General features: G+C 71.9%; 15 protein-coding genes. 2 read left to right on the top strand and 13 right to left on the bottom strand.

The annotated features are described in order from the left end of the window. Positions 1-50 precede the first annotated feature (50 nt). From lgt to C4T78_RS15275, 6 genes are all read right to left on the bottom strand, one after another. Entirely contained in the window at positions 51-1,133 is a 1,083-nt protein-coding gene (gene lgt / locus C4T78_RS15300) for a prolipoprotein diacylglyceryl transferase (protein WP_093345139.1), read from the bottom strand. Positions 1,134-1,344: 211 nt separating this feature from the next. Next, positions 1,345-2,136, bottom strand: a complete 792-nt coding sequence (gene trpA / locus C4T78_RS15295) for a tryptophan synthase subunit alpha (protein WP_093345137.1) — start codon at positions 2,134-2,136, stop codon at positions 1,345-1,347. Further along, positions 2,133-3,401, bottom strand: a complete 1,269-nt coding sequence (gene trpB / locus C4T78_RS15290) for a tryptophan synthase subunit beta (RefSeq protein ID WP_093345133.1) — start codon at positions 3,399-3,401, stop codon at positions 2,133-2,135. Before trpB ends, trpA begins: the two co-directional genes overlap by 4 nt. A 40-nt stretch (positions 3,402-3,441) precedes the next feature. Beyond that, the gene (trpC, locus tag C4T78_RS15285) at positions 3,442-4,254 is read right to left on the bottom strand and encodes an indole-3-glycerol phosphate synthase TrpC (RefSeq protein ID WP_093345130.1); all 813 of its coding nucleotides are present in this window, start codon (positions 4,252-4,254) and stop codon (positions 3,442-3,444) included. A gap of 279 nt (positions 4,255-4,533) precedes the next feature. After that, positions 4,534-5,139, bottom strand: a complete 606-nt coding sequence (locus C4T78_RS15280) for a Trp biosynthesis-associated membrane protein (protein ID WP_093345127.1) — start codon at positions 5,137-5,139, stop codon at positions 4,534-4,536. Beyond that, positions 5,117-6,694 (bottom strand): anthranilate synthase component I, encoded by a 1,578-nt coding sequence (locus C4T78_RS15275; RefSeq protein WP_093345125.1) that lies wholly within the window; start codon positions 6,692-6,694, stop codon positions 5,117-5,119. Before C4T78_RS15275 ends, C4T78_RS15280 begins: the two co-directional genes overlap by 23 nt. Before the next feature lie 89 nt (positions 6,695-6,783). On the opposite strand from C4T78_RS15275, the gene C4T78_RS15270 reads away from it, so the two are divergent. Next, the gene (locus C4T78_RS15270) at positions 6,784-7,395 is read left to right on the top strand and encodes a TetR/AcrR family transcriptional regulator (protein ID WP_093345123.1); all 612 of its coding nucleotides are present in this window, start codon (positions 6,784-6,786) and stop codon (positions 7,393-7,395) included. A 384-nt stretch (positions 7,396-7,779) separates the two neighbouring features. Here C4T78_RS15270 and hisI read toward each other — a convergent pair whose 3' ends face one another. The 4 genes from hisI to C4T78_RS15250 all read right to left on the bottom strand — a co-directional run bounded on the left by hisI (position 7,780) and on the right by C4T78_RS15250 (position 11,047). After that, the gene (hisI, locus tag C4T78_RS15265) at positions 7,780-8,130 is read right to left on the bottom strand and encodes a phosphoribosyl-AMP cyclohydrolase (RefSeq protein WP_093345122.1); all 351 of its coding nucleotides are present in this window, start codon (positions 8,128-8,130) and stop codon (positions 7,780-7,782) included. Further along, positions 8,127-8,900 (bottom strand): imidazole glycerol phosphate synthase subunit HisF, encoded by a 774-nt coding sequence (hisF, locus tag C4T78_RS15260; protein ID WP_093148053.1) that lies wholly within the window; start codon positions 8,898-8,900, stop codon positions 8,127-8,129. Before hisF ends, hisI begins: the two co-directional genes overlap by 4 nt. 107 nt (positions 8,901-9,007) lie before the next feature. Then, positions 9,008-10,468, bottom strand: a complete 1,461-nt coding sequence (locus C4T78_RS15255; RefSeq protein WP_235862956.1) for an alpha/beta hydrolase — start codon at positions 10,466-10,468, stop codon at positions 9,008-9,010. Positions 10,469-10,621: 153 nt separating this feature from the next. After that, on the bottom strand, positions 10,622-11,047 hold the full coding sequence (locus C4T78_RS15250; protein WP_093345118.1) for a DUF2000 domain-containing protein: 426 nt from the start codon (positions 11,045-11,047) through the stop codon (positions 10,622-10,624). Between the two features lie 49 nt (positions 11,048-11,096). On the opposite strand from C4T78_RS15250, the gene C4T78_RS15245 reads away from it, so the two are divergent. Next, positions 11,097-11,903, top strand: a complete 807-nt coding sequence (locus C4T78_RS15245; RefSeq protein WP_093345115.1) for a helix-turn-helix transcriptional regulator — start codon at positions 11,097-11,099, stop codon at positions 11,901-11,903. 3 nt (positions 11,904-11,906) lie between these two features. Here C4T78_RS15245 and priA read toward each other — a convergent pair whose 3' ends face one another. From priA to hisH, 3 genes are all read right to left on the bottom strand, one after another. Further along, on the bottom strand, positions 11,907-12,638 hold the full coding sequence (gene priA, locus C4T78_RS15240; RefSeq protein WP_093345114.1) for a bifunctional 1-(5-phosphoribosyl)-5-((5-phosphoribosylamino)methylideneamino)imidazole-4-carboxamide isomerase/phosphoribosylanthranilate isomerase PriA: 732 nt from the start codon (positions 12,636-12,638) through the stop codon (positions 11,907-11,909). An 85-nt stretch (positions 12,639-12,723) separates the two neighbouring features. Next, positions 12,724-12,924: a hypothetical protein gene (locus tag C4T78_RS15235; RefSeq protein WP_177247346.1), complete on the bottom strand. Its 201-nt coding sequence runs from the start codon at positions 12,922-12,924 to the stop codon at positions 12,724-12,726. After that, complete coding sequence (hisH, locus tag C4T78_RS15230) at positions 12,921-13,550, bottom strand: imidazole glycerol phosphate synthase subunit HisH (RefSeq protein ID WP_093345112.1); 630 nt, start codon at positions 13,548-13,550, stop codon at positions 12,921-12,923. The genes C4T78_RS15235 and hisH overlap by 4 nt, the downstream gene beginning before the upstream one ends. Between the last annotated feature and the right edge of the window lie 3 nt (positions 13,551-13,553).

Raw genomic sequence — 13,553 nt, 5'->3', positions numbered from 1 at the left:
GCGCAGGGCGGCAGAACGAGACGGGCCGCGCACTCAGCGCGGCCCGATGCTCAGTCCTTCTCGCTCTTCGCGCCTCCGGCGCTGCGAGCCTGCGAATCGCCTCCGGCGTCCTCGGCTTTCGCCTCGGTCGCCTCCGGCTCCTCCGCCTCCGGCTCCTTCGGATCCGCCCCGTCGGCCTTCGCCTCCGGCTCGGCCTTCGGCTCGTCCTTCGCGTCGACCGGCTCCGCCGGAGCTTCGCCGGACTCCGGCTTGCCCTTCAGCAGCTCCGGGTCCTCGCGCTTGCCCCGCACCATCACCAGGTAGAGCACCGCGCCTGCGAAGACGATCAGGGAGGTGAAGACGTTGATGCGGATGCCGAGGATGAGGGTGGCGTCGTCGGTGCGCATCATCTCGATCCACAACCGGCCGAGGGTGTAGCCGGCGACGTAGAGCGCGAACACCCGGCCGCGACCCATCCGGAACTTGCGGTCGGCCCAGATGACCAGGCCGAAGACCAGCAGGTTCCACAGCAGCTCGTAGAGGAAGGTCGGGTGCACGACGGTGATCGGGGTGTGGTCCAGCGCCACGCCGCCGATGGGGTCGTTGAGGCCGGTGGCCGGGTCGACGCGCCGGTAGATCTCCAGGCCCCACGGGACGGTCGTTGCCGCGCCGTAGAGCTCCTGGTTGAACCAGTTGCCGAGGCGGCCGATGGCCTGCGCCAGGATGATGCCGGGCGCGACGGCGTCGGCGAACGCGGCCAGCGGGACGCCCCGTCGGCGGCAGCCGATCCAGGCGCCCACCGCGCCGAGCGCGACGGCGCCCCAGATGCCCAGGCCGCCCTCCCAGACCTTGAGGGCGTCCAGCGGGTTGCGGTCCGGGCCGAAGTACTTGTGCCAGTCCGTGGCCACGTGGTAGAGCCGACCGCCGACCAGGCCGAACGGCACCGCGAAGACCGCGATGTCGATGACCGTGCCTTCGGCGCCACCGCGCGCCACCCAGCGACGGCTGCCGATCCAGACCGCGGCGACGATGCCCGCGATGATGCACAGCGCGTACGCGCGCAGCGGAACCGGGCCGATGTACCAAACCCCTTGCGACGGGCTCGGGATGTTGGCCAAGAACGAATTCGCCGTGGCGGCAACCGGGGCACTCACGGAGCTAACGGTATCGGTCGCCCCAGCGCGGAACGCGCGGCCCCCGTGATGCACGAGCGAGCACCGGAACACTCCCCCGCCACCTGCGGCGAACAGCCCAACAAGCACACCCGATCGGCCTACGCCCGGAGTCTTCGGACTCCACGGCACCCGAACCGGGATGAGGTGTCAATTTCGCCCGAAATTGACACCTCCCGGGTGACGCCGGGCTTCAGCGGCTGCGAACGCCCCGGGCCAGTTCCGCGGTGAGGTCGCGGACTCCGGTGACGCCGCCCTGCTCCGCGGCGGTCACGAAGGCCGAGCCGACGATCACCCCGTCCGCGTAGGCCGCGATCTCGGCCGCCTGCTCGCCGGAGCGCACGCCGAGGCCCACGCCGATCGGCAGGTCCGTGTGCGCGCGGGTGCGCTGGACCAGGCCGGCCGCCGCCGAGCCGACGGTGTCGCGGGCGCCGGTCACGCCCATCACCGATGTCGCGTAGACGAATCCGCTGGTGGCCTTCGCGGTCAGCGCCAGCCGCTCCTCAGTGGAGGACGGGGCGACCAGGAAGATCCGGTCCAGGCCGTGCTCGTCGGTCGCGGCGATCCAGTCCTCGCCCTCGTCCGGGATCAGGTCCGGGGTGATCACGCCGAGCCCGCCCGCGGCCTTGAGGTCGCGGGCGAAGGCGTTCACGCCGTAGCGGTGCACCGGGTTCCAGTAGGTCATCACCACCGCGCGCCCGCCCGCCTCGGCGATCGAGGAGACCACGTCGAAGGTGTCGCGCAGCCGGAAGCCCGCGCGCAGCGCCTTGTCGCTGGCCGCCTGGACGGTGGGGCCGTCCATCACCGGGTCGGAGAACGGGACGCCGACCTCGACGATGTCGCAGCCGGCGGAGCCGTCGCCGGTCAGCATCGCGCCGAACAGCTCCTTGGACTCCGCCACCGTCGGGAAGCCGGCGGGCAGGTAGCCGATCAGCGCGGCGCGCTGCTCCTCCCGGCAGGTCTGGAAAACCTCGCGCAGGCTCACCGCGCACCCTCCTGAGCCTCGTCGACGAGCCCGAAGTACTTCGCCGCGGTGTCCATGTCCTTGTCGCCGCGCCCGGAGAGGCTGACCACGATGATCGCCTCCGGCCCGAGCTCCTTGCCGAGCTCGATCGCCCCGGCCAGCGCGTGCGCGGACTCGATCGCCGGGATGATGCCCTCGGTGCGCGAGAGCAGCTTGAACGCCTGCATGGCCTCGTCGTCGGTCACCGACCGGTACTCGGCGCGGCCGGTATCCTTCAGGTACGAGTGCTCCGGCCCGACGCCCGGGTAGTCCAGGCCGGCGGAGATCGAGTAGGCCTCCACGACCTGCCCGTCGTCGTCCTGCAGCAGGTAGGAGCGGGCGCCGTGCAGCGTGCCGGGCGTGCCCTCGCCGAGGGTCGCGCCGTGCTCGCCGGAGTCGATGCCGTGCCCGGCCGGTTCGAAGCCCACCAGCCGCACGTCGGCGTCGTCGATGAAGCCGTGGAAGATGCCGATCGCGTTGGAGCCGCCGCCGACGCAGGCGACGACCGCGTCGGGCAGCCTGCCGGTCAGCGCCAGCGCCTGTTCGCGGGCCTCGTCGCCGATGACCCGGTGGAAGTTGCGGACCATCATCGGGAACGGGTGCGCGCCCGCGGCGGTGCCCAGCAGGTAGTGGGTGTGGTCGACGTTGGCGACCCAGTCCCGCAGCGCCTCGTTGATCGCGTCCTTGAGGGTCGCCGAGCCGTTGCTGACCGGGATGACCTCCGCGCCCAGCAGCCGCATCCGCGCCACGTTGAGGGCCTGCCGCTCGGTGTCGACCTTGCCCATGTAGATCACGCACTCCAGGCCGAGCAGCGCGCAGGCGGTGGCGGTGGCCACGCCGTGCTGCCCGGCGCCGGTCTCGGCGATGACCCGGCGCTTGCCCATCCGCTTGACCAGCAGCGCCTGACCCAGCACGTTGTTGATCTTGTGCGAGCCGGTGTGGTTGAGGTCCTCCCGCTTGAGCAGGATCCGCGCGCCGCCCGCGTGCTCGGCGAAGCGCTTGGCCTCGGTCAGCAGCGACGGGCGACCCGCGTAGTTGCGCAGCAGATCGTCCAGCTCGGCCAGGTACTCGGGGTCCTGCTGCGCCTTGGCGTACTCGGCGGCCAGCTCGTCCTGAGCGGCGATCAGCGCCTCCGGCATGAACCGGCCGCCGTAGTCACCGAAGTGCCCGCGCTCGTCAGGGTCGTGCCCTTCCGGCACCGCCTTGCCCTGGCGGTGTGCGCGCGCGGTATCCGCCCCCACGGTCATTGCCCTACCTCCTGTGCCTCGCCGACCCCGTCCAGCCCGGTCACCGGCTCGGCCGCGGGCATGCGGGGTGCGACCCGGCGGTCACCAGCTGGGTGACGGCCGTCTTGGGATTGTCGCTGGTCACCAGGCCTTCGCCCACCAGCACCGCATCCGCGCCCGAGCCCGCGTAGGCCATCAGGTCGCTGGGCCCGCGAACTCCGGACTCGGCGATCTTGAGGACGTCCTGCGGCAGACCCGGCGCGATCCGGCCGAACACGTCGCGGTCCACTTCGAGCGTATGCAGGTTGCGGGCGTTGACGCCAATCACTTTCGCGCCGGCCTCCAGCGCGCGGTCGGCCTCCTCCGCGGTGTGCACCTCGACCAGCGCCGTCATGCCCAGCGACTCGACCCGGTCCAGCAACGCTTCCAGCGCGTTCTGCTCCAGGGCCGCGACGATCAGCAGCACCATGTCCGCGCCGTGCGCGCGGGCCTCGTGCACCTGGTACGGGCTGACGATGAAGTCCTTGCGCAGCAGCGGCGTGCCGACGACCCGCTTGCGCACCGCGTCGAAGTCGGCCAGCGATCCGCCGAACCGGCGTCCCTCGGTGAGGACGCTGATCACCCGCGCCCCGGCGTCGGCGTAGTCGGCGGCCAGCTCGGCCGGTTCGCCGATCTCGGCCAGCTCGCCCTTGGACGGGCTGCGCCGCTTGACCTCCGCGATGACGCCCACGCCCGGCGCCTTCAGCGCGGCGAGCACGTCGTGCGGCGGTGCCGCCGCCGCGGACAGCTGCTTGATCTCGTCGAACGGAATCGCGGATTCGCGAACTGCAAGATCCTCGCGAACGCCTTCGATGATGGATTCCAGAACGGTCACGCGAACACCTCGCCGGCCCTGCCCCGAACAGCTACCCGCAAGTCCCTGAACCACGAGTTGGATGCGCAGATGAACTCATTGCGCTCGATCACGACACTCCCCTTCCCGCCGTGCCGTCGCATGGCCGATGCTAAACCTCGCCCGGGCCCCGGCCCATCAAGGGGTGTCCGGAACGTCCCAGCGCAGCAAGGACCTTCGGCCCTTGTGCACGGGTGGTGCGGGTGTTCGGAACCGTACCGAACTGGGTTTTCCGACTTCACGGGGAAACTTGAAATAAATTCAGCGATCCTGGTCGTCGGTCGGATCGCGACCGGCGTCCAGGTCCTGCCACATCTGCCGGTCCGGATCGTGGGATTTCCGCTTCGCCGTCGCGGGCGCCGAGTACTTGGCGCCCATCGCCGGCATTCGCCCCGCCCGGAGCAGGACCAACACCCCGGCGACGACCAGCAGCACCGCGGCGACCAGCACCAGCAGCGGCCCGTAGGGCTGCGTGGCGACCTCACCGACGGGCGCGCTGCCCGGCGGTGCCGACGGCGCGCTCCGCACCGCCAGGCCGCCGCTGAAGGCCTGCACCGACCGCCAGACGAGCGCGGCGCCCGCGACGAGCACCAGCACGCCCACCACGCGCCGCAGCCAGCCGCCGGTGGCGAGCACCGCCGCCACCGCGGCCAGCGATGCCAGCGCCATCGGCACCAGCTCCGGACGCAGATCCGCGCCCGTCAGCTCGACCAGGACCTCGTTGCCGAACGAGCCGCGGAACAGCTGCTCGGCCCAGGTCAGGCCGCTGGCGCCCCACAACGCCCCGGCGGCGGCCAGCGCCAGCAGCACGACCAGCCACAGCAGTCCCCTGGACCGGCTCGGTTCAGATCCCGGCTCGGTGGTCAACCCGCTCCTCCGTCACCTGCTCGCCGCCCGGCCGGGCCAGCGTCTCCGCCGTCGCGACCGCGTTGAGCACCGCGCGCGCCTTGTTCAGGCACTCCTGGTCCTCCGCGACCGGGTCCGAATCGGCCACGATCCCGCCGCCCGCCTGCACGTAGGCCCTGCCGTCGCGGACCAGCGCGGTGCGGATGGCGATCGCGGTGTCGGCGTCCCCGGCGAAGTCCAGGTAGCCGACCACGCCGCCGTACTGGGCGCGCCGCGTGGGCTCCAGCTCCTCGATCAGCTCCAGCGCGCGCGGCTTGGGCGCGCCGGACAGGGTGCCCGCCGGGAAGCAGGCGGCGATCGCGTCGAAGGCCGTCTTGTCGTCGGCCAGCTGCCCGGTCACCGTCGACACGATGTGCATGACGTGGCTGTAGCGCTCGATGCGGAAGAAGTCGACGACGTGCACCGAACCCGGCTTGCAGACCCGGCCCAGGTCGTTGCGGCCGAGGTCGACCAGCATCAGGTGCTCGGCGCGCTCCTTGTCGTCGTTGAGCAGCTCCTTCTCCAGCAGCGAGTCCTCGTCCTCGTCGGCACCGCGCCAGCGGGTTCCGGCGATCGGGTGCGTGGTGGCCTGGCCGTCGCGCACCGTCACCAGCGACTCCGGGCTGGAGCCGACGATGTCGAACGGGGTACCGCCGTCGGGTGCCTCCAACCGCAGCAGGTACATGTACGGGCTGGGGTTGGTGGTGCGCAGGACCCGGTAGATGTCGAGCGCGTCGGCGCTGGTGGACATCTCGAAGCGCTGGGAGACCACGACCTGGAACGCCTCGCCGGCCCGGATCGCCTCCTTGGCCTTCTCCACCGCCGCGTAGTGCTCCTCCGGCTCGCGGCGGCGGACGAACTGCGGGCTCGGGCGGGAGAACGCCGCCACCGTGGGCGCCGACGGCGTGCACAGCTGCTCGGTCATCTCGTCCAGCCTGCGCACCGCGTCGTCGTAGGCGGCGTCCACGCGCTCCGGGCTGTCGTCCCAGTTCACCGCGTTGGCGATCAGGGTGATGGTGCCCTCGTGGTGGTCCAGGGCGGCCAGGTCGGTGGCCAGCAGCATGACCAGCTCGGGGATCCGCAGGTCGTCCTCGGTGAGCTCGGGCAGCCGCTCCAGCCTGCGCACCGCGTCGTAGCCGAGGTAGCCGACCATGCCGCCGGTCAGCGGCGGCAGGCCGGGCAGCGGATCGGTCTGCAGCAGCCGGACCGTCTCGCGCAGCGCCTGCAGCGGGTCGCCGCCGGCGGGCAGGCCGGTGGGCGGCGTGCCGGTCCAGTGCGCTTCGCCGTCGCGGACGGTCAGCGCGGCGGCGCTGCGGGCACCGACGAAGGACCATCGCGACCAGGAGCGCCCGTTCTCGGCGGATTCGAACAGGAACGTCCCGGGGCGGTTCCCGGCGAGCTTGCGGTACACCCCGAGCGGGGTCTCGTCGTCCGCGAGCAGCCGCCGCACCACCGGGATCACCCGGCGGTCCGCGGCGAGGGCGCGGAACTCCTCGCGTCCGGGACTGATTGAGCCGATATCACCGTCGCCGACCATGCCGACATTGTGCCGCGCACCCGTTCCGGCCCGCGCGCGCCCTCCTGACCGCTTTGCCCCAGGACCGTCGCAGCGGCCAGGATGAGCGGGTGAGCAGTGGAACGAACGGCACCGAGCCGAAGCGGCGCGGACGGCGGCGCAGCGGTGCCGACACCAAGGCCGCGCTGCTGGCGGCGGCGCGCGAGGTGTTCACCGAACAGGGCTACGACGCGGCCACCGTCCGCGCCATCGCGGCGCAGGCCGGCGTGGATCCGGCGATGGTCAACCACTGGTTCGGCGGCAAGGCCGGGCTGTTCTCCGCAGCGGTGCACATCCCGGTGAACCCGGCGGAAGTGGTGCCGCAGCTGCTGGCCGGAGACCGCGAGCAGCTGGCCGAGAGGCTGCTGCGGCGGTTCCTGACGGTGTGGGACAACGCGGAGGGCGGCCAGTTCGCGGCGCTGGTGCGCAGCATCGCGACCAACGAGAACGCGGTGGCGATGCTCCGGGAGTTCATCCAGAACGTGATGTTCGAGAAGCTGATCAAGGCGCTCGACGTGGACCAGCCGGATCTGCGCGGGGCGCTGTGCGGATCGCAGATCGTCGGCCTGGGCATGGCCCGCTACGTGGTGCGCCTGGAACCGCTGGCCTCCGCCGACCACGACACGGTGGTGGCCGCGGTCGGCCCCAACCTCCAGCGCTACCTCACCGGCGCGCTCGACTGAGCCCGCTGGTACCGAGGACCACCGGCGCGTCCGGCGCGGACGAACGGCTCCGTCGCCGACGGCCAGACCTCCGCAATTTCAATGGAAATCAGCTCTTCGATTTCAATGGAAGTTGCACACCTCACCGGCGCGTCGTCCGCGGACACACCGGCGGGGTGTCGGGAACGACGCAATTTCAATGGAAATCAGACGTCTGATTTCCATTGAAATTGCACCCACGAGGCCGCCGTCCCGGCGCGCCCAGCACGGGCCGGGGTCGGGACCCGGAGACGGGGTCGGGACCGGAGGCGGGTCGGGACCGGAGGCGGAAGCGGGGTCGGGACCCGGAGGCGGAAGGGAGGCCGGGGCCGAGGTTGGGGTTGCGGTTGGTCGGAGGGTGGTGTGTTAGGGCTTGGCGGGCAGCAGGGTGTCCGCGTCGAAGCAGGTTCGGTCGCCCGTGTGGCAGGCCGCGCCCCGCTGGTCCACGACCAGCAGGATCGTGTCGCCGTCGCAGTCCAGGCGGACGTCGTGGACCTGCTGGGTGTGGCCCGAGGTCTCGCCCTTGACCCAGTACTGCTGGCGGCTGCGGGAGAAGTAGGTGGCGCGGCGGGTGGTGAGGGTGCGGTGCAGCGCCTCGTCGTCCATCCACGCCATCATGAGCACCTCGCCGGTGCCGCGCTGCTGCGCGATCGCGGCGACCAGCCCGTCGGCGTTGCGCTTGAGGCGAGCCGCGATCGCCGGGTCCAGACCGCTCATCGCACCGTGATCCCTTCCGCCCGCATGGCGTCCTTGACCTCACCGATCCGCAACTGTCCGAAGTGGAACACGCTGGCCGCGAGCACCGCGTCCGCACCCGCGCGCACCGCGGGCGCGAAGTGCTCCACCGCTCCGGCGCCGCCGCTGGCGATCAGCGGCACGTCCACGACGGCCCGCACCGCGCGGATCATCTCCAGGTCGAAACCGGCCTTGGTGCCGTCGGCGTCCATCGAGTTCAGCAGGATCTCGCCGACGCCGAGCTGCTGGCCCCTCGCCGCCCACTCGACCGCGCAGATGCCGGTGCCGCGCCGCCCGCCGTGCGTGGTGACCTCGTAGCCGGAGGCCGTGGGCTGCCCGCCCTCGGGCACCCGGCGCGCGTCGACCGACAGCACCACGCACTGGGCGCCGAAGCGCTGCGAGGCCTCGCTGAGCAGCTCCGGCCGGGCGATCGCCGCCGTGTTGAGGCTGACCTTGTCCGCCCCGGCGCGCAGCAGCCGGTTGATGTCCTCGGTGCTGCGCACGCCGCCGCCGACGGTCAGCGGGATGAACACCTGCTCGGCGGTGCGGCCGACCACGTCGAAGGTGGTCTCCCGGTTGCCGGAGGAGGCCGTGACGTCCAGGAAGGTCAGCTCGTCGGCGCCCTCCGCGTCGTAGGCCCGGGCGAGCTCGACGGGGTCGCCCGCATCCCGGAGGTCGGTGAAGTTGACGCCTTTGACGACCCGCCCCTGATCGACGTCCAAGCAGGGGATCACACGCACCGCAACGGCCATGCCACCAGGGTAGAGACACGGCCGCGCGGCGCGGTGCACGGGGCGTTTTCGCGCGGAACCGTCACTCCCGCCTCAGCGAGCACGCCGGTTTCGCGCGAAAACGGCGGTCAGCCGCCCCAGCCGACGTACGGCCGGACGGTGGGGTTCTCCGTCGGCGGGACCGCCGCGCAGTGCGTGCCCTCCGGCGGCACGACGCCGTCGACGAAGTACCGGTCGGCGGCCGAGGTGGTGCACTCGCCGCGGTCGTAGACGCCGTGGCCCCAGCCGTCGTAGGTCAGCAGCGTGGCCTGCTCGACGTGGCGGTCCACATTGGTCGCCCAGTTGTACCCGGTGGCCGGGTCGTGCTGGGCGTTGAGGACCAGGATCGGGGCTTCGGTGCGGATCTGCGGCACGTGCTGCGGGTTCTGCACCGGCGACGGCCAGTCGATGCAGCCCCACGCGACGCCGCCGCCGAGGCCGAACCGCATGTGCGGCGCGGCTTCGTTCTGCCGCTGCCACTCCTGCGCGTACCGCTCGGCGGAGTCGATGTCGATGTTCCAGTCACCGCAGAAGGCGGCGACGCTGTGCGGGATGGTCTCGGGCAGCGCCAGCGCGGTCGGGGCCGGCCGGTCGTCGCGCAGCGCCTTGAGCTGGTCCGCCAGCTGCTGCCAGTTCGGCCCGTAGAAGGCGCCGAGCGTGCTGCTGCTCAACTGCACCGGACCGATCGGTGTGCTGGGATCGCCCGGCGCGTGCAGCTCCCCGGCCTCAGCTCGCTCGTAGAGCTCGTCGTAGACCGCGCCGACGTCCTCGCCGTGCAGCGCGCACTGCGCGTCCTCCGCGCACCACTTCGCGAACTCGGTGAAGGAGTCCTCCGCCGTCTCCGCTTCGGTGACGAGGAATTCGCCCGCGCTGAGGCTGTGGTCCATGACGCTGTCGAGGACCAGCGCGCGGACCCGGTCGGGGAAGTTCTCCGCGTACATCTGGCCGACGAGCGTGCCGTAGGAGATGCCGTAGAGGCTGAGCTGCTCCTCGCCGAGCGCCTGCCGGAACGCGTCGATGTCGCGCGCGACGCTGACCGCGTCCATGTGGTCGATGATCGGCCCGGTGCGGGCGCGGCAGTCCGCGGCGACCTCCCGGTTGTAGCGCTTGATCTCCTCGAACTTCTCCGGCCCGCCGGGCAGGATGTCGGGCCCGGCCAGCACCAGCTCGGTGTCGCACTGCAGCGGGTTGCTGCGGCCGAAGCCCCGCGGGTCGTAGCTGACGATGTCGAACCGCGAGCTCAGCTCCGGGGAGAACGGCGAGCCCGCGAGCAGGCTGTCGACGCCGGTGCCGCCCGGTCCGCCGGGCATGAAGACCAGCGAACCGATCCGCTGGTCGGCGTCGGTGGCAGGGCGGCGCGCCACGGCCACCTCGATCTGCTCGCCGCCCGGATTCGCCCAGTCCAGTGGCACCGGCAGGGTCGCGCACTGGACCTCGGCGTTCTCCGGGCACGGCTGCCAGTCCAGCGCGGGCGCGGGCGCGGCGACCACCGGAACGGTGGCGCCCAGCGTCGCACCGGCGGCCAGCAGAACTCCGAGGGCGGACGTCATCCCTCGTCTCATCGAGACCTCCGATCGCGATCCGCATTTCGGATCTCGGTCGCGATCGTGCCGATCCGCGCCCCGGAGTGGATCAGGCTTTTCCCCGAGCCGACCCGCATTCGCCCTGACCAGCGGCAGGGACGCTGGGCCGAACGGACGACGTCAGGGGTGCATCCGCGCCCCCTTGAGGATCTTGTCCACCGCGTTGCGGGGCCCGTGCACCGCCAGCCCCACCAGGTCGAGCTGCTCGGTTCCCACCGCCCGCACGGCGGCCCGGTTGTCCCGGTCGTTGCCGGTGCCGAACAGGTCCGAGGTGAACACCGCGGTGTGCAGCGAGCGGGCCAGCGCCTTGCGGTGCGCGGCGCTAAGCACCTCCTTCGCGCCCTCGAAGACCAGCACGGGCTGGCGGAACATCGGCAGGTGCTCGACGCCGTCGGCGTCGGCGTAGGGCTCGCCGATCAGCTCGGGCACCGCCGTGCCGAGCCCGCTGACGACGAAGGCGGTCACGTTCAGCCGCTGCCAGCTCGCCAGGTCATCGCGCAGCAGCACGGCGATCTTGGTGTCGAAGCGCACGTTCTCCGTTCCCATGCCCCGATGCTGCGACCTGCGCGCACCCGCCGTCTTGTACGTTCTTCACATGGCGTCCCGGCAGGAGATCACGGCGTGGCGCCCCTCGGTCCCGGGCGTCGTGGAGGTCTTCCACGCCCACTTCACCGAGCACGAGTACCCGCTGCACGTCCACGACGCCTGGACGCTGCTGATCGTCGACGACGGCGCCGTCCGCTACGACCTGGACCGCCACGAGCGAGGGACACCGGACGGCACGCTGAGCCTGCTGCCGCCGCACGTCCCGCACAACGGTTCCCCGGCCACTCCGCGCGGCTTCCGCAAGCGCGTGCTCTACCTCGACACGACGCAGCTCGACGAGAGCTTCACCGGTCCGGCCGTCGACGGCCCGGAGATCACCGACGTGCTCCTGCGCAGGCACATCGAGCAGCTGCACGCCGCCCTCGCCCACCGGGGCGACGAGTTCGAGGCGGAAAGCAGGCTGGCCCTCATCACCCAGCGCTTGCGCGAGCACCTGCGTCCCCGGCTGGTCCCCGGAGGCCCGGCGGATGACCGCGGAACAGCGCACGACCTGCGCGACCTGCTGGACTCCCGGCTCCGGGAGAGCACCACGCTGGCGGAGATCGCGCGGCTGCTCCACGTCCACCCGGCGCACCTGGTGCGGGCCTTCAGCGCCGCGTTCGGCATCGCACCGCACCAGTACGTGACGTCGCGCCGCGTCGACCTCGCGCGCCGGTTGCTCCTCGAAGGACGGCCACCGGGCGAGGTGGCGGTCGCGGCCGGTTTCTACGACCAGTCCCACCTCACCCGGCACTTCAAGCGGGTCCTGGGCACGCCTCCCGGGAGGTACGCCCGAGCCGGGCGCGGCCGCGGGTGATGATCAGCTGACGGCGGCCAGCGCCTCTTCGAGGGTGAAGTTCTGCGCGTACAGCGCCTTGCCGACGATCGAGCCCTCCAGGCCGAGCGGTGCCAGCTTCGACAGCTCCACCAGGTCGTCCACGCTGGACACACCGCCGGAGGCGATCACCGGCGCCTCGGTGCGGTCGCAGACCGCGCGCAGCAGCTCGGTGTTCGGCCCCTGCAGGGTGCCGTCCTTGCTCACGTCGGTGACCACGTAGCGGCGGCAGCCGGCCGCGTCCAACCGCGCCAGCACCTCCCAGAGGTCGCCGCCGTCCTTGGTCCAGCCGCGGGCGGCTAGCCGGTGGCCCTGCTCGGTGATCCGCACGTCCAGGCCGACCGCGACCCGCTCGCCGTACTCGGCGACCACGCGGTCCGCCCACTGCGGGTTCTCCAGCGCCGCGGTGCCCAGGTTGACCCGCGCGCAGCCGGTGGCCAGCGCGGCCTCCAGCGAGGCGTCGTCGCGGATGCCGCCGGAGAGCTCCACCTTCACGTCGAGCTTGCCGGTCACCTCGGCCAGCAGTTCGCGGTTCGAGCCGCGGCCGAACGCCGCGTCGAGGTCGACCAAGTGGACCCACTCCGCTCCCGCGCGCTGCCAGGCCAGCGCGGCCTCCAACGGGTCGCCGTAGGAGGTCTCGGAACCGGCGGCGCCCTGCACGAGGCGGACCGCCTGCCCGTCGGCAACGTCAACTGCGGGAAGCAACGTGAAGCTCACGCCCCAACCCTACTGTCCACGCCCCGACCGCACCCCGGTCACCCCGGATGGTGTCAATTTCGCGCGAGATCGACACCGCGCCGGGTCAGCGGCGGGAGCGCTCGGAGTGCAGGACCGCCACGACCGGCACCGCCAGCACGATCAGCACCAGCAGCAGCACCGTCCACAGCGGGAAGCCCGCCTGCAGCAGGTAGGGCGCCGCGATGCCGGCGATCATCCCGAACGCCAGCACGGTGGCGATCAGCTTGACCGCCCGCTGGCCGAGCATCCCGTGCTTGCGGGTCACAGGGTGTCCAGCCAGTTGCGCAGCAGCCGGGCGCCCGCCTCGCCGGACTTCTCCGGGTGGAACTGGGTCGCCATCAGCGGGCCGTTCTCCACCGCGGCGACGAACCGCTCGCCGTGCTCGGCCCAGGTCACCAGCGGCGGCTTGATCGAGTCCGACGGCTCCAGCTCCCAGCGGCGCACGCCGTAGGAGTGCACGAAGTAGAACCGGGTGCCAGGTTCCATCCCGGCGAACAGGACGCTGCCCTCCGGGGCGTCGACCTCGTTCCAGCCCATGTGCGGCAGGACGTCGGCCTGCAGCCGCTCGACGGTGCCGGGCCACTGGCCGCAGCCGTTGGCCTGCATGTCGTGCTCGACGCCCTGGTCGAAGAGCACCTGCATGCCGACGCAGATGCCCAGCACCGGCCGGTCGCCTGCCAGCCGGTGATCGATGATCTTGTCGCCGCCGACCTCCAGCAGGCCCCGCATGCAGGCCGCGAACGCCCCGACGCCGGGGACCACCAGGCCGTCGGCCTCCACCGCGGCACGATGGTCGGCGGTCACCTCGACGTCGGCCCCGACGCGCTGCAGCGCGCGCTCGGCGGAGCGGAGGTTGCCTGATCCGTAGTCCAAGATGACGACTCGTGCCACGGT

It is taken from the genome of Saccharopolyspora kobensis, assembly GCF_900108315.1.
GTDB classification, from domain to species: Bacteria; Actinomycetota; Actinomycetes; order Mycobacteriales; family Pseudonocardiaceae; genus Saccharopolyspora; species Saccharopolyspora kobensis.
Note: the sequence above shows the minus strand (reverse complement) of the source record. Positions and strands in the feature narration are given on the sequence as shown.